The 20,279-nt window shown below is 39.1% G+C and carries 19 protein-coding genes; 10 read left to right on the top strand and 9 right to left on the bottom strand.

Annotated elements, in window-relative coordinates; translation table 11 throughout:
* Nucleotides 1–106: 106 nt before the first annotated feature.
* Nucleotides 107–1,834, bottom strand: coding sequence for a glutamine--tRNA ligase/YqeY domain fusion protein (locus HMPREF0023_RS01725; RefSeq protein ID WP_008940994.1), 1,728 nt, complete (start codon nt 1,832–1,834; stop codon nt 107–109).
* A 167-nt stretch (nt 1,835–2,001) separates the two neighbouring features.
* On the opposite strand from HMPREF0023_RS01725, the gene HMPREF0023_RS01720 reads away from it, so the two are divergent.
* The 3 genes from HMPREF0023_RS01720 (at nt 2,002) to nfsB (ending at nt 4,109) form a co-directional block, all read left to right on the top strand.
* Nucleotides 2,002–2,511, top strand: a complete 510-nt coding sequence (locus HMPREF0023_RS01720; protein WP_004638567.1) for a peptidylprolyl isomerase — start codon at nt 2,002–2,004, stop codon at nt 2,509–2,511.
* Nucleotides 2,512–2,532: 21 nt separating this feature from the next.
* Nucleotides 2,533–3,249, top strand: coding sequence for a UDP-2,3-diacylglucosamine diphosphatase (locus HMPREF0023_RS01715; protein ID WP_008940993.1), 717 nt, complete (start codon nt 2,533–2,535; stop codon nt 3,247–3,249).
* Between the two features lie 206 nt (nt 3,250–3,455).
* Nucleotides 3,456–4,109 (top strand): oxygen-insensitive NAD(P)H nitroreductase, encoded by a 654-nt coding sequence (gene nfsB, locus HMPREF0023_RS01710; protein WP_008940992.1) that lies wholly within the window; start codon nt 3,456–3,458, stop codon nt 4,107–4,109.
* 41 nt (nt 4,110–4,150) lie between these two features.
* Here nfsB and HMPREF0023_RS01705 read toward each other — a convergent pair whose 3' ends face one another.
* The 5 genes from HMPREF0023_RS01705 to tsaE all read right to left on the bottom strand — a co-directional run bounded on the left by HMPREF0023_RS01705 (nt 4,151) and on the right by tsaE (nt 9,083).
* The gene (locus tag HMPREF0023_RS01705) at nt 4,151–5,011 is read right to left on the bottom strand and encodes a DMT family transporter (protein WP_008940991.1); all 861 of its coding nucleotides are present in this window, start codon (nt 5,009–5,011) and stop codon (nt 4,151–4,153) included.
* A gap of 78 nt (nt 5,012–5,089) precedes the next feature.
* Nucleotides 5,090–5,602 carry an RNA chaperone Hfq gene (gene hfq, locus HMPREF0023_RS01700; RefSeq protein ID WP_005090961.1) on the bottom strand — a complete coding sequence of 171 codons (513 nt, stop codon included), beginning with the start codon at nt 5,600–5,602 and terminating at the stop codon, nt 5,090–5,092.
* A 90-nt stretch (nt 5,603–5,692) separates the two neighbouring features.
* The gene (gene miaA, locus HMPREF0023_RS01695) at nt 5,693–6,637 is read right to left on the bottom strand and encodes a tRNA (adenosine(37)-N6)-dimethylallyltransferase MiaA (RefSeq protein WP_008940990.1); all 945 of its coding nucleotides are present in this window, start codon (nt 6,635–6,637) and stop codon (nt 5,693–5,695) included.
* 6 nt (nt 6,638–6,643) lie between these two features.
* Nucleotides 6,644–8,617 carry a DNA mismatch repair endonuclease MutL gene (gene mutL / locus HMPREF0023_RS01690; RefSeq protein WP_008940989.1) on the bottom strand — a complete coding sequence of 658 codons (1,974 nt, stop codon included), beginning with the start codon at nt 8,615–8,617 and terminating at the stop codon, nt 6,644–6,646.
* Entirely contained in the window at nt 8,607–9,083 is a 477-nt protein-coding gene (tsaE, locus tag HMPREF0023_RS01685; protein WP_008940988.1) for a tRNA (adenosine(37)-N6)-threonylcarbamoyltransferase complex ATPase subunit type 1 TsaE, read from the bottom strand. The genes mutL and tsaE overlap by 11 nt, the downstream gene beginning before the upstream one ends.
* A gap of 117 nt (nt 9,084–9,200) precedes the next feature.
* Here tsaE and HMPREF0023_RS01680 point away from each other — a divergent pair, with 117 nt between their 5' ends.
* From HMPREF0023_RS01680 to HMPREF0023_RS01670, 3 genes are all read left to right on the top strand, one after another.
* A complete protein-coding gene (locus tag HMPREF0023_RS01680) occupies nt 9,201–10,109 on the top strand; it encodes a pseudouridine synthase (protein WP_008940987.1) in 909 nt (302 codons plus the stop codon).
* Nucleotides 10,110–10,218: 109 nt separating this feature from the next.
* A complete protein-coding gene (locus tag HMPREF0023_RS01675) occupies nt 10,219–10,527 on the top strand; it encodes a type II toxin-antitoxin system RelB/DinJ family antitoxin (protein WP_004638556.1) in 309 nt (102 codons plus the stop codon).
* 98 nt (nt 10,528–10,625) lie between these two features.
* Nucleotides 10,626–11,069, top strand: a complete 444-nt coding sequence (locus HMPREF0023_RS01670; protein WP_005082104.1) for a GNAT family N-acetyltransferase — start codon at nt 10,626–10,628, stop codon at nt 11,067–11,069.
* A 32-nt stretch (nt 11,070–11,101) separates the two neighbouring features.
* On the opposite strand, the gene HMPREF0023_RS01665 is transcribed toward HMPREF0023_RS01670, so the two are convergent.
* On the bottom strand, nt 11,102–11,818 hold the full coding sequence (locus tag HMPREF0023_RS01665) for a pseudouridine synthase (protein WP_008940986.1): 717 nt from the start codon (nt 11,816–11,818) through the stop codon (nt 11,102–11,104).
* A 237-nt stretch (nt 11,819–12,055) separates the two neighbouring features.
* Between HMPREF0023_RS01665 and HMPREF0023_RS01660 the strand changes: the two genes are divergently transcribed.
* Both HMPREF0023_RS01660 and HMPREF0023_RS01655 read left to right on the top strand, forming a co-directional pair.
* Nucleotides 12,056–12,553, top strand: coding sequence for a glycine zipper 2TM domain-containing protein (locus HMPREF0023_RS01660; protein ID WP_008940985.1), 498 nt, complete (start codon nt 12,056–12,058; stop codon nt 12,551–12,553).
* Between the two features lie 139 nt (nt 12,554–12,692).
* The gene (locus tag HMPREF0023_RS01655; protein ID WP_008940984.1) at nt 12,693–13,694 is read left to right on the top strand and encodes an LLM class flavin-dependent oxidoreductase; all 1,002 of its coding nucleotides are present in this window, start codon (nt 12,693–12,695) and stop codon (nt 13,692–13,694) included.
* Between the two features lie 143 nt (nt 13,695–13,837).
* On the opposite strand, the gene HMPREF0023_RS01650 is transcribed toward HMPREF0023_RS01655, so the two are convergent.
* Both HMPREF0023_RS01650 and HMPREF0023_RS01645 read right to left on the bottom strand, forming a co-directional pair.
* On the bottom strand, nt 13,838–15,889 hold the full coding sequence (locus tag HMPREF0023_RS01650; RefSeq protein WP_008940983.1) for an EAL and GGDEF domain-containing protein: 2,052 nt from the start codon (nt 15,887–15,889) through the stop codon (nt 13,838–13,840).
* Between the two features lie 335 nt (nt 15,890–16,224).
* The gene (locus HMPREF0023_RS01645) at nt 16,225–17,061 is read right to left on the bottom strand and encodes a pyruvate, water dikinase regulatory protein (RefSeq protein ID WP_004638549.1); all 837 of its coding nucleotides are present in this window, start codon (nt 17,059–17,061) and stop codon (nt 16,225–16,227) included.
* 158 nt (nt 17,062–17,219) lie between these two features.
* Between HMPREF0023_RS01645 and ppsA the strand changes: the two genes are divergently transcribed.
* A complete protein-coding gene (gene ppsA / locus HMPREF0023_RS01640; RefSeq protein WP_004638548.1) occupies nt 17,220–19,598 on the top strand; it encodes a phosphoenolpyruvate synthase in 2,379 nt (792 codons plus the stop codon).
* 66 nt (nt 19,599–19,664) lie between these two features.
* On the top strand, nt 19,665–20,279 hold a 615-nt coding region (locus HMPREF0023_RS01635), incomplete at its 3' end, for an RDD family protein (RefSeq protein WP_008940982.1).

Genomic DNA, 20,279 nt, shown 5'->3' with positions numbered 1-20,279 from the left:
TGTGTAAACTTATTTCAGGACGGGACATCCCTAAATTGCAAAAAGCCCAATTACAAATTGGGCTTTTTATTAGATAACGAAGTCTCGCTCCAAAATAAATTTAAGCTTATTTTTTCTCAACTTTAAAACTATCTTTTAAATCAAGAATACGGTTAAAGACTGGCTTCTCAGCCTGATGATCATATTGATCTGCGACAAAGTAACCCTCACGTTCAAACTGGAAACGATCTTCAGGTTTTGCTTGTGCCAAAGCTGGTTCAATCACCGCTTGTACCACTTTCAATGATTCAGGATTTAGATTTGCCAAGAAATCATCGTCTGCATCTGGCGCAGCTTCAGTAAATAAACGATCATAAATACGAACCTCAGCAGGAACGCCTTTCGTCGCAGATACCCAATGGATCACACCTTTTACTTTACGACCTTCAGGATTTTTACCCAATGTATCAGGATCAATTGAACATTTTAGCTCAATGACTTCACCATTTGCATCTTTGATGACTTCATCGCATTTGATCACATAAGCATGGCGTAACCGAACCTCACCCTCAGGAATCAAACGTTTAAATCCTTTTGGTGGAACTTCTTCAAAATCTTTACGATCAATATAAAGCTCACGAGTTAAAGGAATCACACGCTCACCCATATCGACATTCGGATGACGTTTATGTGTTAAATCTAATTCTTCAGGCAAATTGGTTAACGTCACTTTCAATGGATCAAGTACCGCCATACCACGCGCCGCTGTATTTTCTAGAGACTGACGTATGCAGAATTCAAGCATTGCTACATCAACAATACCATCAGTTTTAGAAACACCAACACGCTTACAGAAATCACGTAACCCTTCTGCTGTAAAACCACGGCGACGCATACCCACAACAGTAGGCATACGAGGGTCATCCCAGCCATTTACATAACCACCTTCAACCAATTTACGTAGTTTACGTTTAGACGTGATCGTGTAATCAACATTTAGGCGCGAAGACTCATACTGACGAGGAACTGCTTCAGAGTGAACCTTTTCAACAATCCAGTCATAAAATGGGCGATGGTCTTGGAACTCCAAAGTACAGAGTGAATGGGTAATTCCTTCAATTGCATCAGACAATGGATGAGCATAGTCATACATTGGGTATATTTTCCACTTATCACCTGTTTGGTGATGTTCAGAATGCAATACACGATACAAAATTGGATCACGCATATGGACATTTGGACTTGCCATATCGATTTTGGCACGTAATACAGCACCGCCCTCTTGGATTTCACCATTACGCATCTGTTCAAACCGCGCTAGGTTTTCTTCAACGGTCGCATCACGATACGGCGAGTTTTTTCCAGGCTCAACGAAATTACCACGATTCAGCTTAATTTCTTCAGGAGACTGCAAATCCACATAAGCATCACCTTGTTCAATCAACTGAACAGCCCATGTATAAAGTTGATCAAAATATCCTGAAGCATAGCGAGGTTCACCATTCCAGTTAAAACCTAACCATTTCACATCATTGGCAATACCATCAACGTATTCTTGTTCTTCGGCATCGGGATTTGTATCATCAAAACGTAGATTACATAAACCGTCAAATTCTTCAGCGACACCAAAGTTAAGACAAATTGCTTTCACATGACCAATATGCAAATAACCATTTGGCTCAGGGGGAAAACGCGTCACAACTTTTTGAATACGTCCTTCTTTTAGGTCATCGGTGATTACCTGACGTACAAAATCTAAGCCTGCCTGTTGTTCTTGCTGCGCGTTATCGACAGAGGCATGCGTATTCGGTGTCGGGTTCTTTGGCAGTTCTGAAACAACATCATTTGGCTTCATAGGGTGTAAATCACTTCTTACAGTTAAAAATAGGGAATAAAAACGCAATCTTTACTTTTTCTGAAAGATTTTAACGTTTTTTACTTGCCTTGTAGTTTACAGTTTGCTTATGCTTCTCTCAACCAAAAACCCATGGTCAATTTGCCCATGTTTAGGAGATTAATGTAATGAGTTTTCCTCAAGTCGAATTAAATACCAACAAAGGTCGTATTGTTCTTGAGCTTAACGCTGAAAAAGCACCAAAAACGGTTGCAAATTTCTTAGAATATGTACGTGACGGTTTCTATGACGGCGTAATTTTCCACCGTGTGATTGATGGTTTTATGATCCAAGGCGGTGGCATGGACGAAAACTTCAAAGAAAAAGCAACACGTGACTCGATCGAAAACGAAGCTGATAATGGCTTAAGCAACGATGAAGGCACAATTGCAATGGCGCGTACTCAAGCTCCGCACTCTGCATCTGCTCAATTCTTCATCAATGTTAAAAACAACTCTTTCTTAAACCACACAGGTAAAACAGCACAAGGTTGGGGTTATGCTGTATTTGGTAAAGTGGTTGAAGGTATGGACGTTGTAGCTGCGATTAAAGGTGTACGTACTGGTAACCGTGGTTATCATGCTGATGTTCCTTTAGAGAATGTAGTTATCGAATCTGCTAAAATTATCTCTGAATAATTTTATCCAACAGGATTCTTTGTGACTTATCTGTTTATTTCAGATTTACATTTGTCACCTGATCACCCTCGACTTGTTCGAGGGTTTTTAGCTTTACTCAAAGAATATCAAACTAAAAACACCCAGCTCTATATCCTCGGTGATTGGTTTAATGCTTGGATTGGTGATGATTACACCGCCCCATGGTTAGATGAAATTATCAATGCATTACAGAAATTTTCATCTGCTGGCAATCAAGTTTACTTCCAAGTGGGCAATCGTGATTTCGCTTTAGGACAAAAGTTTTTAGATCAATTTAGTGGCATCCTATTGCCTGACGTTTATACCCTATATATTCAACAGCATATATTCCGTTTGGAACATGGCGACGCACTCTGTACCGATGATGTTGCTTATCAGCGTTTCCGCAAAGTGATTCGTAATCCTGTGCTATTGGGTTTAATAAAAAGAACGCCACTCAGTTTTAGACAAAAACTGGCCAATGGTTTCCGTAAAAAAAGTAGTGAAACTAAACAACTGAAAAGCTATGACATCATGGATGTGAATGCTCAAGCAGTACAATCTGCGATCGAACAAGTTGATTATTTAATTCATGGTCATACCCATCGTCCTGAAATTCATCAAATACAAAAAAAACAAAGAATTGTATTGGGCGATTGGCGCACTGATTCCGCTTGGATTCTTGAATTGAATGAACAAAAAAATTATAAAATTGATTTTAAGAAATGGTCATATTGACCCTTTACAATGTGTGATATCAACCTTGCAAAATTAAAATGTGAGGGTATTTGATTTAAAAAAACTCTTATAAAAAGTTATAAGCTTGGCTATTTCAAATCACTGACATACGATTTTAATCTATATGAAAATTCACATTTAGCTACTTTCAGAAAAATAGATATCAAGTAGAATAAATTAAATTTTTAATTGAGTAGATACGGCGAATGGATACACTCGTTACAGCAAAAACACGATATGCAACAAAAGCTTATGATGCTGAAAAGAAAATACCAAAACAACAATTTGAAAAACTTTTAGAAGTATTACGCTTTAGTCCTTCTTCTGTAAATATCCAACCATGGCATTTTATTGTCGCTGAAACAGATGCTGCAAAACAAAGAATCGCAGCAGGTTTAACAGGCAACTATATCTATAACGCGGCAAAAGTATTGAACTCTTCTCACACCATCATCTTTTGCACTCGTACTGATATTTCAACTGAATATTTGGAACAACTCCTTCAACAAGATGAGTTGAGTGGTCGCTTTAAAGATGAAACAGCAAAACAAGGTCAGCGTGACACACGCCAAGGCTATGTTGAGTTTTATCGCAATGAATTGAAAAACCTTCCAGCTTGGATGGAAAATCAAACCTATCTCGCCTTAGGACAACTACTTTTTGCAGCAGGACTTGAAGGCATTGATGCGACACCAATGGAAGGCTTTGACCGCAATATGATTAATCAAGAATTTGGTTTGACTGAAAAAGGCCTCAAAGCCTCTGTGATTGTATCGCTTGGTTATCGCAGTGAAACGGACTTCAATGCCAAACTTCCTAAATCACGTTTGGCAGATGACGTTATTTTTACGCGTTTATAATCTTATATGATGCGGGAGTAACTTAGCTTACTCCCTTTCTTTCAGGTCATCATTGCTCTCGCCAAACAAAGCACAGCCACGATACCAGAGACCAATCCAAGCCATGTATATCCTTTTAAACGTTCTTTGAATAAAACCACGCCACTCAATACACCTAGAATAACCACTAGAATATTCATGCCAGCAAAGACAATCGCAGGTGTTTCTTTAAATACCATGTGCGCTTTCACATACAAAGCAATGTTGGCAAAGTTAAGCCCACCTAAAATCAGACCCATAAAGATATTTTTAGGCTGCCAATGTGGTTGGGTTACTGCAAGATAGATAATTGATAAAACAAAAGCAGCTATAAAAGTTAAATTGAGTGTGACTGCAAACTGTAAGCCTAAGCTACTGCTGTATTTAAGTAATACATCAATAATCGCATAACCTGCCCAAACACTAAATAAGAACAAAGCAGATTTTAAGTTGATTGATTTATTAGAATGTTCCGTTGCTTGTCCAAAAATGATTGCTAAAATTGCAACAATACCTAGAACCACACCAATTAATTTCAAATGGCTAAATTGTTCGCCAAAAATAAAATAAGCTGCTAACAAAGATAGGATTACAGCCAACCGTTGTGCGATTTCTGTTTTTAGAATTCCCGCATATTGCAATGATTTAGCCAAACACAAAAAGATACTCGGCAATAGAACAGCTAAAATGAAAATTAACCACCAAGGTGTCTGGCTGAGTGATACATGGGTAATATCAGTTTTAAACCAATAGAAACATAAAATGCTTGCACTTAAATAGTTCCATGCAATCATTTGAAAAACATCAAATCCTTTAGTTTTGAAATATTTCAATAAAATCGAAACAATGACACTACAACAGGCTGCGGCAGCAATAAGTTCCATAATATCTATTCTAGCTTTTCAATAAACAAAAAAATGCCAGTCTACGTAGAGACTGGCATCTTAAAGATCATCAATCTATTAACGATTGTTTTCGTCGTCTTGACCATCTTCAAATTTAGTTTCGCTGTCAAAACCACCTTGACTGCCAAAACCGCCTTGACCACCAAAACCGCCTTGTTGACCACCGAAGCCACCTTGACCACCGAAGCCACCTTGACCACCGAAGCCACCTTGACCACCGAAGCCGCCGCCTTGACCACCGAAGCCACCTTGACCACCGAAGCCGCCGCCTTGACCACCGAAGCCACCAGCAGCACCTTGACCACCGAAGCCACCTGTAGCGCCTTGTGCTGGGAATCCACCAGCACCTTGAGCACCAGCTGGACGTGGATTACGTGCAGGAACAACTGTAGAAATAGCATGTTTGTAAACCATTTGGCTTACAGTGTTTTTAAGCAATACAACATATTGGTCAAAAGACTCAATATGACCTTGTAGCTTGATACCGTTCACAAGGAAAATAGAAACTGGAATACGTTCTTTACGGAGAGAATTTAAGAACGGATCTTGTAAAGTTTGACCTTTAGACATTTTTAACTCCAAAAATTTTTAAATCAGCGCAAAAAAACTATCTTTATTTTTCAACTAAAAATTATAAAAAGACAGCCTGCGAATTTTGCTTTATCCCAAGAAGTTTCGCAAGTCTTCTTTCGCCTGCTTTATCGTCACGTAAGTTTTAAAATCGTGTATTTCTTGCAAAGAACGTAACCAAGTGTATTGACGTTTGGCAAGTTGCCGTGTCGCAAATAACGCTTTGTTCTCCATTTCTACTTTATTTTTGAGACTTAAGTCACTTTTTAATAAAAAATCTAAAGCTTGGCGATAACCCACAGAACGCATGGAGGGTAAACTATCATTTAAATCGTATTTTTTAATCAATTCCTCAACTTCATTTAAAAAACCAATGCTCCACATTTTGCTCAATCTTTGCTCAATGCGTTGATGTAATTCTACCCGATCAGGCATCAGTGCGTAGTTATGAAATGTGTAACGATACGGTTGATTTTTAGGCTGTTCAGCTTGTAGTTTTGTTATTGGCTCACCTGTGATTCGATAAACCTCAAGCGCACGAATAATCCGCTGTTTATCTGAAACTTTAAATTTCTCACCAGCAACTGGATCCACTTCAACCAATTCGTCATAAACAGATTGCCAACCTTCTGTTTCTGCTTTTGCCACAATTGCATCACGCACCACTTGATCCGCATTCGGTAAATTATCAGCGAGTCCCTCAAGCAAAGCTTTAAAATACAGCATCGTTCCACCGACTAAAATCGGAGTTTTACCACGGGCATGCATATCGTCAATGAGGGGGCAAACATCTTCAACAAATTGAGCAGCTGAATACACCTCCAATGGTGTAATAATATCAATCAAATGATGAGGATATTGCGCTTGTTCTTCTTGAGTCGGCTTGGCAGTACCAATATCCATATCCTGATAAACTAAAGCTGAATCAACAGAAATAAGTTCATAATGACCGCGTTCATAGAGTTCACATGCCAATGCGGTTTTGCCGCTTGCAGTAGGTCCCATTAAATTAATTACGGGCAATTGATTTGACATGTAAAACTACTCTCCTCGAGCAAATAATTTATCTAATTGGTGCAATGGAAATGCGCGCCAAGTCGGACGACCATGATTGCATTGACTTGCAAATTCAGTTTGTTCCATTTGACGTAACAAAGCATTCATTTCAGACAGACTTAATTGGCGATGGGCACGCACTGCGCCATGACATGCCATACCCGCTAACAGCTCATCCCGTTTTTGTAATAAGCCACGTGCTTCATCATTTGGATCCAAATCATTAAGCAATTCTGGAATCAAATTTGAAAAATCAGCTTTATGCAAAATCGCAGGAACACCTCGTACAATCACTTGCTCATCGCCATACTGATCTATTTCAAGCCCCAAACGTTGTAACTGTGGCTGTAACTCTTCTATGCGTGTTGCTTGCATACGAGTAATTGATACCACTTTAGGAATCAGCAATTGCTGAGACACCCAAAATTCGGGTTTATCCCATGCGGCTTTCATTTGTTGCAATAAGATTCGTTCATGCGCGGCATGCATATCAACAATAATCAAACCTTCTGTATTTTGCGCCAAGATATAAATGCCATGTAATTGTGCAATTGCAATACCGAGCGGAAACTCATCTACCCGTGACTGTGCTACATCACGATCAACTGTATCATTGCCACTATCAAAAGCTGTTGTCGGAACGTCCGACTCTCTTAAAGGCGCTAAATAAGTTTTAAGTGCGTTATTGAGTTGACCTGAACCATTATATCGAGGCTGCTGTGATTGACCTGAAGTGTAATGAACTGCTTGAGGGCGACTTTGATTAAATTCAGTTAACAGCTCAGTTGATATATCTGTTTGTTGATCTGATAACGGCTCGGTTACAACAGCTTTGTGTAAATTAAATTGTTCTTGGTATTTCGGCTGCGGTTGGTATTGTGCCGCTTGATGATCAGTTTCATCAACTTTCATCGCTTGAGCTAAATCTGCACTAGCCGTTTGAAATTGTGATAACGTCGCTTTGGCGTAATGACGTACGAACTCATGTACTTCACGTTGATTCAAAAAGCGAATCTCGTGCTTCGTTGGATGTACATTCACATCAATATTTTCAGGATCAACTTCTAAAAACAACAAATAAGAAGAATGTTGATGTCCATGCAAGATACCCTCATAGGCCATACGCAATGCATGTGAAATGGTTTTATCTTTGACAATACGACCATTGACATAAACATATTGCAAATCTGCTTGAGCACGTGCATCAGATGGATGACCCAACCATCCAGACAAGCGCATATTGATACTTTCAGCATCAATCCAATAGGCATTTTGAATAAACTGTTGGCCTAATAACTGCTGAACACGTTGATAACGTAACTCCCCACTATCAGCAACTGGCAGATTTAACCGAATGTTATCGTTATGCTCAAGTACGAAACGAATCTCAAAATGAGTCAAAGCCAAACGGCGTACAATTTCTTCTATATGACCAAACTCAGTACTCGGCTTTTTTAAGAATTTACGTCGAGCAGGTACATTAAAAAATAAATCCTGTACACGGATGTGAGTGCCTTTTTGTGCGGCCACAGCTTGAATTTGTTGATGATCAAATGCTGTACCATTCACCTCGACTTGATAACCAACACCTTGTTCATCTTGGCTACTGGTTAAAGTCAGACGAGAAACGGCAGCAATAGAAGCGAGAGCTTCCCCACGGAATCCCAAACTGACGATCGCATGCAAATCATCTGCGGTTTGAATTTTACTCGTTGCATGACGCATCACCGCCAAAGGTAAATCTTCAGGATGAATACCATTCCCATTGTCGATAATCTCAATCAATGTGGCACCACCTTGCGCAACACGAATAATCAGCTCTGTTGCACCAGCATCAATTGAGTTTTCTAATAATTCTTTTACTACAGATGAAGGACGTTCAATTACCTCACCTGCGGCAATTTGGTTCGCTAGTGCGGCATCAAGAGTATGAATACGACGTATTGAATCATGCACCATGCAATTGTTCCTGCAAAGTTTCGGCTAGCTGCTGTGAATTTACATTTAATGTCACAAAACGAGTTAATTCATCATCTGATTTTTGGATATCAATCACAACATCCGGCTTAGGAATTTCATTGCCACCTTTTGATGGCCATTCAAATAAAAATAACGCATCTGGTGTTTCCAAATAGTCACGAATCCCCATTAACTCGAGTTCATAAGGATCATCTAATCGATATAAATCAAAGTGAAAAATTTCTTTGCCTTGTATGGTATAAGGCTCTACCAAAGTATACGTTGGACTCTTTACCGAGCCTTGGTGTCCAAGACTTTGTAAGAAATAACGGGTGAATGTAGTTTTACCTGCTCCCAAATCACCAATTAAATAAATAATGCCTGAATGCACCAGCTGAGAAAGTATCTGTGCAAAACGTTGAGTGTCTTGTTCATGATTTAAAGTAAATTTCACTGAATACGACATGGCAATCAAAACAAAATTGGAATGACGGCTATGATAACATTGCCATGAATTAAAGCCTAATCAACTAGATTGAAACTGGCTTATTTTACTCCGCTTAGATTAGGTGAATTTTGTTGTATGAAGTCCATGTTTGAATTTACGCCGCCCTTAATTGACGGTGTCAGTGCGAGTAAAGTCTTTTTACCGCACGGTATCACCATAAGCACAATTTTCGAATATCTATGCCAACATTTTGAGCACATTAAAATCGAAGAATGGCAACAACGCTTTGATGATGGATTAATATATTCAGCCGATGGTAAAAAATTAAAATCAGATAGCCCCTATACCGCCAATACACATATTTTTTATTATCGTTTTCTGGCGCATGAAATACATGTGCCATTTGAGCATCAAATTCTATTCGAAGATGAACATTTGCTTGTCGTGGATAAACCACACTTTCTCACCATGAGTCCTACAGGACAATACGTACAAGAAACACTACTCGTGCGCTTAAAAAAACAGACAGGTTATAAAGAGCTGACCCCAATCCACCGACTTGATCGTGAAACAGCAGGTGTAGTTTTATTCTGTAAAAAAGCAAGTGCAAGAGGAATTTATCAGCAGCTTTTTGCTGAAAGAAAAGTGCAAAAAATCTACCATGCAATTGCAGTGTATCGCCCTGAATTACATTTCCCACAAACGGTAAAGCTACATTTAGAAAAAGGCTTGCCTTTTTACACCATGCAAGTCAATTTAGAAAAACCAAGTAACACTGAAACTTTTATTGAGCTGTTAGAGCACAATAAATCCCACGCAAAATACTTACTTAAGCCCCAAACAGGTAAGCAACATCAATTACGAGTCCACCTGAACTATTTAGGTATTCCCATTCTAAATGATGAGTTTTATCCTGATATCGCGCACAAATCGAGTGATGATTTCTCTAGCCCTTTACAGCTACTTGCAAAGGAAATCTTTTTCAATGATCCAGTCTCAAAACAAGAAATGCACTTCAACTCCAAGCTTGAATTGACATTGTAGATACATCGTAATGACAAAAATTCTATATTTTCACTTCAAAAATATTGAAATTACATTGTGATCGTTTAAAATACATGACGATAACTAAAAATATTTGGTCTTATTCTTCATGCGAAAAACAGAAGTTTATCAGGTTCGACTTGATTCTCAGGAAAAGAAGCAAGCTTTTGCTGTCTTTAAACAACTTGGCATATCCCCTGCCCAAGCAGTGCGTCTTTTTTTCAAACAGGTTGTTCTTACAAAATCGATTCCCTTTGCAATCGAAAACCAAAATATAAACATGGAACAACTACTTAAATTGCGTAAATCGAAGGCTGCAGCCTCAAATGAGAATCAACCAAGCATAGATGTTGAAGATGATCACGAGGATTTATTTGAAGAGTTGAATGCGCTTTTAGGGGAAAGTGACAAAACTTAACAATGTTGCATTTATACACAAGTTTTTATTTTTTAAGCTGATTCTTTTTCGCTATTCTGTCATTCCGAATAAAACTATAAACTCAAGGATGGATAGGAATGATCGTAAAGAGAGCGGCGAAAGAAGATCTTCATCAACTTGCAGTTTTATTTGATGAATATCGCCAATTCTACGGTGCCTCATCAAATGTTGCGCAATCTTATCAGTTTTTAAATCATCGCTTTGAAAACAAAGATAGCGTTATTTTCATTCATGTAAAAGATGAAATTTTTACAGGATTTGTTCTTCTTTACCAAGCTTTCTCATCAGTATCTTGCGAAACCTACTATATATTAGATGATGTCTATGTCACGCCAAGCTTTAGGAAACAAGGCTCTGCCAAGCAACTGATTGACACTGCAATTTTATTTGCACGGCATGAAAATGCCCAACGTATTAGTTTGGAAACCCAACGTAATAACTACCAGTCGCATCAGCTTTATGAAAAAATGGGTTTTATTCATGATGATGAGTTTAAGACTTTCCATTGTTTTCTGAAATAAAAATGCTCTAAACGTTACCGTTAATACAAAATTTATTCTGTCTCAAGCGGAATATTTTGGCTCAGTTGTTTTTGTTCAAGTGTTAAATAATCCCAATGCCCTTCCTCTAAATTTGGTAACTCAAGCAAGCCGATCTGTTGCCGATGTAAACGTTCAACTTTATTTCCTACTGCTGCAATCATCCTCTTGACTTGATGATAAACACCTTGATGAATCGTCATTTCAAGTTGGCGCTCTGAAATCAGCTTAATATCTGTCGCTGCGTAAATACCCTTTTCATTGCGTAATTCTACCCCCAACTCTAATTGTTGCTTTTGTTCAGTTGTTACTGGGTCAGCGGTGGAAACACAATAGACCTTCGGAACGTGTTTCTTTGGATGAGTCAATGCCTGTAAATATTGACCATCATCAGTCAAAAGTAGAAGTCCTGTCGTATCCTGATCCAATCGCCCTACACACTGCACACCACGATGAATTAAAATTTCGGGCAACAAACTAAAAACACTTCTATGATGGGTTGCCTGATGAGAACATTCATAACCTTGGGGTTTATGAAGAACGATATAAATATGTTCTCGATATTGATATTGTTCACCAAAAACTTGGAAACTCAAATCCTCTGTACTAAAGTTCTGTTTAGGATGATCACAAGTCTGACTATCTATGCTAACAGCCCCATTTTTTATCAGCTGCTGACAATACTTACGCGAACCAAAGCCTTGTGATTGCAGAATTTTTTCCAGCAACATAATAGAATCCAAATCAAACTTGTAGTTATTGTACTTGATTCTTTTTCCTTCCGTTGCTTAGTTTCTGTTCATCAATATTTATTCACAATTATGCCTTTTGTAATAGAAGGTATACAAAACCATCAACAAACGCCATCAATCTAATGAAACTGCTCCATACTTTCTGACAAGAGTCTTGTTAAATTTGTCTCAAGTTAAAAGAATATTGTCCATGCAATGAGGACAAGGAGCTTCAGAATGAAATCAAATATTTGGTTATGTAGTATTTTTTTTGCAGCAACATCTATGGTGACTGTTGCGCATGCAGATAATACAGCGCGTGTCGCGGCCACATCTGCTCTAGGAAGCGTTGTTGGTACAGCAGTCGGTAAAGAGCTCGGTGGTCATACAGGCGCAATGATTGGTTCAGCGATTGGTGGTGCTGGTGGTGCTGCTGCTTCTAGCAATAAACGTAATCGGACTGAGGCAGCCATCGGTGGGGGCTTAGGTGGAGTTGGCGGCTACACTGTGGGTAATAACATGGGTGGTACTAACGGTGGATATATTGGTGCAGCTGTTGGTGCGGCAGGTGGTGCTGCGTTAGGTAATAAAGTTGCTCAAGATCGAGATGCCGATCGTCGCTATGACCGCCGCTACGACAATCGCCGTTCATATGATAATCGTCGCCATTATAAATCGAACAAAAAATATCGTCACGATAATGGACTACATCGTGGTTGGTATAAAAATCGATAAATCTATTTTTGATACCTCCTTAGCACCTTCGGGTGCTTTTTTTGATTTTAACAATAGATACAAATAAATCGATAAAATCCGATATACAAACCCCATCTATATATCGTATTATTTCGATATATAAGATTGAGTATCTAAAATGAAATCATTAAAAGAGATCAAATTCTCTATTTTAGAATTAGCTCCCGTACGAGATAATCAAAGTATTGAATTTTCCTTACGTCATGCATTGGAATTGGCACAGCATGCTGAAAAGCTGGGCTATGAACGTTTTTGGCTTGCTGAACACCACAATATGGATGGTATCGCCAGTTCAGCAACTGCTGTCTTATTAGGTTTTATTGCTGCGCATACTCAAAAAATTAGATTGGGATCCGGCGGCATCATGCTCCCAAATCATGCCCCACTAGTCGTCGCAGAACAATTTGGCACTTTAGCAACACTCTACCCAAATCGCTTTGAACTTGGCTTAGGTCGTGCTCCTGGTACCGACCCTGTTACGATGCGTGCATTGCGCCGCGGCCGTCAAGAAACTGAAGATCAGTTCCCTCAAGACGTCCTTGAAATTCTACAATATTTTAAAGAACCTGCACCCAATCAAAAAATTGTTGCGACCCCAGGACAAAATACACAAGTACCTGTGTGGTTATTGGGTTCAAGCTTATTTAGTGCACAGCTTGCTGCAAAACTCGGTCTTCCCTATTCTTTTGCCTCACATTTCGCACCTAGAATGCTCGCTCAAGCAATCGACATCTATCGTGAGAATTTCCAAGCTTCAGAATATTTGGATCGACCTTATGTGTCTATGGGAATACCAACTGTTGTGGCGACAACAGATGATGAAGCAAAATTTTTAGCCACCAGCTCATATCAAAGAATATTAAATCTAATTCGAGGTCACAGCCTTAAACTTAAGGCTCCAGTTGAATCTACGGATGGCCTTGCGAGTAGTGCTGAGCAATTAGCAATTCAGAACTTTTATGCAATGGCCCAAATTGGTTCTCAAGACACTGTCAAAGCTGGGCTAAATAAGATTGCCGAGCAATATGATGTAGATGAATTTATTTTTACTTGTGACATTTACGACACACAAAAACGCTTGGATAACTTTAGTTTATTGATGGATCTAAAAAATCAGTAATACTCAAGATAAAACTATTAAGGCTTATTTTATATAAGTCTTAATGATCCATAAGCCCAAGAGCACCAAAGGTCTATGAATATTTCAATCATAGCTTGCATATAGACAGAAATGGCTTAAGGAAATGTAGTTAATCGCAATCCTTAATAAAGACGCACCCCACGTTTCATCATGTGGGTTGCCTGTTGAGCATTCACAGCACGACTAAATAAATAACCTTGTCCTATTGAACATCCAAACTGCTTTAGTAGTTCTAATTGGTCTGAGTTCTCAATACCTTCTGCAACGATATCCAACGCTAACTTTGGTCCCAACGCAATAATGGCTTGAACAATAGCTAAAATCGCCTCATCCCCATTCATTTGACGAATAAATTCACAATCAATTTTTAAACAATCAACTGGATAGTCTCTCAATCGCGTTAGTGAAGAATGCCCTGTTCCAAAGTCATCCAGTGCAATCTTAACACCTTGTTGTTTGAGCAAGTTTAAAGCCCTGATTACATAGTCTGAACCACGGTCATCCAGAATATGTTCTGTGATTTCTATTTCAACCAAATGATGCGGGATCTTGTAGAGGTTCAAACGTTGCAATAGACGTTCAGCATAATTATCTTTGAGAAATTCAACAGGTGCGGCATTAATCGAAATTGGAACTACCGCCAATCCTTGCTCAAGCCACATAGCAATATTTTTAAAAACTTTATTTTGGATTGCATCGCTAATTCTTGTCGCTAATACATAATCTTGAAAAGCTTGTTCAATATGACAAGGCGAATGGATGTGCTTGTCATCTGTTTGCCAACGCAATAGGGCTTCAAATCCGACAACTTTTCCGTCTGATAAACGTACCTTAGGTTGATAGAATGGAACCATCAAATCATCACGAATGATATGACGCGCTTGATTGAGTTGTACTGCAATGTTTTGCGCCGCAATCTCCATTTGTTGATTAAACATACGGAAACCGCCTCTTCCTGTCGCTTTTAAATCATTCAAGGCAGTATCCGCACATTTCATTAAATTTGAGGAGTCTTTCGCGTCTCTTGGATATATCGCGCAACCAATGCTCATACTGCCATTAATTAAATTTCCAGCATAAGTGATCGGTGCATCGAGTTGCCGACTAACATCTATTGCTACTTTTTCAAGCTCTTGTTCATGCTCTATTCCATTCACTAGAATTGCAAACTCATCACCACCTAAACGCGCTACAAAGGTATTTTCTGGCAAAGTGTTTTCTATTCGCTTTGATAAAATACGCAGTAAATGATCTCCAGCCGCATGTCCAAGTGTATCGTTGACATGCTTAAAATAATCTAAGTCTAATAAGATCAAGCCCAGAAATTTTTCACTCTTTTTATGTCTTTGCAATGCGCGTTTAAGTTGTAGCTTAAAGAAACGACGATTATAAAGTCCTGTTAACTCATCAAGCTCACTGGAGATACGCAATTGAATTTCAGTTTGTCTTTGCGCTGTCACATCACGTGACATACACAAGATCTGCACGATTTGACCTTTATCATTTAATATCGGCGTAAGTAAATTATCCCAGTATTGCTTATTTTCCCCTTCACCACTCATGCCTCGAAAACGTGCTGTTTTACCTTTAAGTACCATTTTCAAAGCATAATTAGCTTTAGAGCGGATTTCGGGTGCTAATAGCTCAGTCCATTTCATACCAAAGCGATGATTGTTCTCAGGAATATTAAGCGCGATACATCCCGTTCTATTGACATGTAATAGATAACCATCTAAATCTAATAACTTGATACAGTCCACACTATTATCAAGCATATTGGTCTGTGCATTTATACACTGCACCAAATTATGTTGGTATTGTTTTGTTTCATGAATATCGACACTATTGATGAACCAATGCGCTTGCCCACCCTGATCAGCCTCTACAAATTTTGCTGATAATAAAAACCAGCGATAAGCACCAGACTGATGTCGCAAGCGACACTCAACCTGAAAAGGCGCTTTAGTAGCAAATGCCTGTCGCCATTCTTTTTGAAAGACAGCAATATCTTCAAGATGAAGCAAGTCCATCCAATTATTTTGGAATTTTTGGAATTCATTTATCCCGATATACTCTTGACTGACCTTATTAAAAAAATAAGCATCACCTTGGTCTGAGAGCAACCAAACTAGGCTCGGTATATGATTAAAAACGTTTTGCTGGACTTCGTTCATTTGATGGTTTGATTGAAAAGTTAAAGCCGAATTCACATGCTTCTTAAGTAACTTTACTGGTTTTGCATCTAAACAGGATTCTTTACTTAAAGATGCTCAGTTGCAACAAAAACCATATACCACCAATAGCAAAAGTGAGATTTATATCACAATATTTTAACACAAATGTGCATAAACCTACATAGCAAAGCGTATTTTATGTTAACTGGGTTTTGTTATTCAACATCAATTATTTAATTTTAATTCGCTATCTATTTCAAATTTAACTGCATAAATCACAACAAAAAAAAATATAAAAGGCTACTTCCTTTAAATCAGTCAGTAGCCATAATCAACTAACCAATACGACGTTTCAAACCAGTCATCTGTAAAACTCGTGTAGAGATCTCTTCGATTGACATCTCAGTAACATTTAAGTATTTGATCCCTTCAGAAATATAAATCCCTTCTATCGCACGTAACTCCATTTGACACTGGCTAAAACTTGCATAGCGACTATTCGCTTTCCGTTCATTGCGGATGGCCACTAAACGCTCCGCATCAATCATCAGTCCAAACAACTTATTCTTGTGTTCTCTTAGAATTTTCGGCAAGCGGTTGTCATCCAAATCCTCTTCAGTGAGTGGATAGTTTGCTACTCGTATCCCAAATTGTAATGATAGATAAATTGAAGTTGGCGTTTTTCCTGAACGAGAAACACCAATTAAAATAATATCTGCTTTGTCATAATGGCGTGTACGCGCCCCATCATCATTGTCTAATGCGAAATGTACTGCATCAATGCGTGCTTTATAATACTCTGAATCTGTTACCGCATGCGTTTGTCCAACCAATGTTGTTGGTGGTGTACCTAACTCCTGTTCAAGCTTGCTAATTAGCCCTTCAAAAACATCCAAATTTACGGCTTTGGCAGTATTAATAATTTCACGAACATGAGGATCAACCAAAGTATCAAAAACCAGAGGTAATGAACCATCACGACTTTGACAAGCGTTGATCTCCACAGCAACATTCATTGCAGCTTCTTCAGTCGTGATATACGGCATAATATGAATATCAAAATCGACATTTGGAAATTGTGCAAGTAGTGAGTGTCCAAGGGTTTCTGCAGTAATCGCGGTACCATCTGAAATAAAAAATACGCTCCGTTTAATTTGTTTACTTTCGGGCATCAAAATTCTCCTTAAACATTTGTCTTAGTGCTCTATAATCTTTATAGTAAACTCATCTAACATGACTGTCGCTTAGTAAAACGCTAAATCTAAGCACATTCGTATAATTTCATACCAATGATGGTCATTCATACTGCAAAAAAAGTGGAGTAAATACTTTGGAAGCGCGCGTAATCGGTCTGGAAAAATTAGGAAAACACGATGTCGAACTCGTAGGTGGGAAAAACTCATCTTTGGGTGAAATGATCAGCCATTTATCCAATGCTGGTGTATCGGTACCTGGTGGTTTTGCTACAACTGCAGCTGCCTATCGTGAGTTCTTGGATCAAAGCGGCTTAAATGCTCGAATTCAGGCTGAACTTGCACAACTTAATGTTGATGATGTTATCGCGCTTGCTGAAACAGGTGCAAAAATCCGCAAATGGATTGTTGATACACCACTTACAGAAACATTAGAACAAGAAATTCGTGAAGCATTTACAGCACTTTCAAACGGTAATCCAGACATCGCTGTTGCTGTACGTTCTTCTGCAACCGCAGAAGATTTACCTGACGCGTCTTTTGCAGGACAACAAGAAACTTTCTTAAACATTCGCGGTATTGATAATATTCTGATTGCAATTAAAGAGGTTTTTGCTTCTTTATACAATGACCGTGCAATCGCTTATCGTGTACACCAAGGTTTTGAACATAGTGTTGTAGCCCTTTCTGCTGGCGTCCAACGTATGGTTCGTTCTGAAACTGGCGCTGCGGGTGTTATGTTCACACTTGATACAGAATCAGGTTTCCGTGATGTGGTATTCATTACCGCATCTTACGGTTTGGGTGAAATGGTTGTACAAGGTGCAGTAAACCCTGACGAATTCTATTTATCAAAACCGCTTTTAAATGCTGGTAAACACTCTGTTCTGCGCCGTAATCTTGGTTCAAAACACCAGAAAATGATTTACGGTGAAGAAGGTTCTGCTGGTAAATCAGTTGTTGTTGTCGATGTTGAAAAACCTGAGCGCCAACAATTTGCATTAAATGATCATGAATTACACGAGCTTGCAAAACAAGCCTTAATCATCGAACAACATTACGGTGCTCCAATGGACATCGAATGGGCAAAAGATGGTGATGATGGTCAAATCTATATCGTTCAAGCACGTCCTGAGACTGTAAAAAGCCGTCAGAATGTGGGCACAATGGAACGCTACCTATTAAAGCAACGTGGTACAGTAGTTTGTGAAGGTCGTTCAATTGGACAACGTATTGGTTCGGGTAAAGTACGTGTTGTAACCTCAATCAAAGAAATGGATAAGGTACAAGACGGTGACGTACTTGTGTCGGACATGACTGACCCAGATTGGGAACCAGTAATGAAACGTGCAGCAGCAATTGTGACTAACCGTGGTGGTCGTACATGCCACGCAGCAATTATTGCACGTGAGCTTGGTGTGCCTGCGATTGTCGGTTGTGGCAACGCTACAGAAGTACTCACTGACGGACAAGAGGTGACTGTATCTTGTGCTGAAGGAGATACAGGTTTTATTTATGAAGGTTCGTTAGACTTTGAAGTTCAACGTAACTCCATTCACTCTATGCCATCATTACCGTTCAAAATTATGATGAACGTGGGTAACCCTGACCGTGCATTTGACTTTGCTCAAATTCCAAATGAAGGGATCGGACTTGCACGTCTTGAGTTCATTATTAACCGTATGATTGGTGTACACCCGAAAGCATTGTTAAACATCGAGAGCCTTCCTCGTGAAACACGTGCAGCGGTTATGACACGCACTGCTGGCTATTCATCTCCTATCGAGTTTTATGTAGAAAAGTTAGTTGAAGGTATTTCAACTCTCGCTGCGGCATTTGCAGAAAAGCCTGTGATTGTTCGTATGTCTGACTTCAAATCGAATGAATATGCCAATTTAATCGGTGGTAAATTATACGAACCAGAAGAAGAAAACCCAATGTTGGGTTTCCGTGGTGCAAGCCGTTACGTATCTGACAATTTCCGTGACTGTTTTGAACTTGAATGCCGTGCGTTGAAAAAAGTTCGTGATGAAATGGGCTTAACCAACGTTCAAATTATGATTCCTTTTGTTCGTACCGTTTCTGAAGCAAAACGTGTTATCGAACTCCTTGCTCAAAACGGTTTAAAACGTGGTGAGAACGGCTTAAAAGTGATCATGATGTGTGAGTTGCCAACCAATGCGTTATTGGCAGAACAATTCCTTGAACACTTCGATGGCTTCTCAATTGGTTCAAACGATTTAACACAGCTTACACTTGGTCTAGACCGCGATTCTGGTATCGTTTCTCACTTATTTGACGAACGTGATCCTGCTGTGAAAGCTTTGTTATCGATGGCAATTCATGCTTGTCGTAAAGCAGGAAAATATGTAGGTATCTGTGGTCAAGGCCCTTCTGATCATCCTGATCTTGCAAAATGGCTCATGGAACAAGGTATTGAGTCTGTGTCACTTAACCCTGACTCAGTTCTAGATACTTGGTTCTTCTTGGCTGAAGAAAAAATTAAGCAAGCTTAACTATTATTTTAAAAGACCCCCTAGGTGGGGTCTTTTTTCATCATTTGTGATAGAGATTTAGAACATATGCAAATTTACTTGGCACGTAATAATCAACAAGCTGGTCCATACACGCTAGAACAAGTCAATCAAATGCTTGCAAGCCAACAAGTTCTACTTACTGATCTTGCTTGGCATGAAGGTATGAGTGAATGGAAAACGCTCGGTGAGTTAACCCAAGGAAAACTTGTGTATGAACCAATCGGTCATACATCAACTCCATTTCCATCACCACAGCCTACCGAGACTGTATCTGCTACACAACAATACCAAGCAAAAACCTCAGCAGAGGAAACAAAAACTGTCGAGCTTGCATCAATTGGCTCACGAGCTTTTGCTAAAGCAATCGACTTTATGTTGTGGCTTCCAATTGCAATGATTCCATCATTCTATTTTACTGAAGAGCAGCACGGACAGCTTGCTGATATTCAAAAACAAATGCAGGCGGCTGAATTTGCTTCTGCCAAAGCGGCTGAATTACAACAACAAATCTTTCAGCTTATCCCTCCTGAAGCATGGCAAAGCATGATGATTTACATTGTCGTTATGCTCATGGTTCAAGCATATTTCATTGCTAAATCTGGTCAGAGTATCGGCAAAAAATTAACTCGTATCAAAATTGTGGATGTAGAAAATAATAAT

The sequence above is a fragment of the Acinetobacter sp. ATCC 27244 genome (assembly GCF_000156555.1).
Taxonomy (GTDB): Bacteria; Pseudomonadota; Gammaproteobacteria; order Pseudomonadales; family Moraxellaceae; genus Acinetobacter; species Acinetobacter haemolyticus.
Note: the sequence above shows the minus strand (reverse complement) of the source record. Positions and strands in the feature narration are given on the sequence as shown.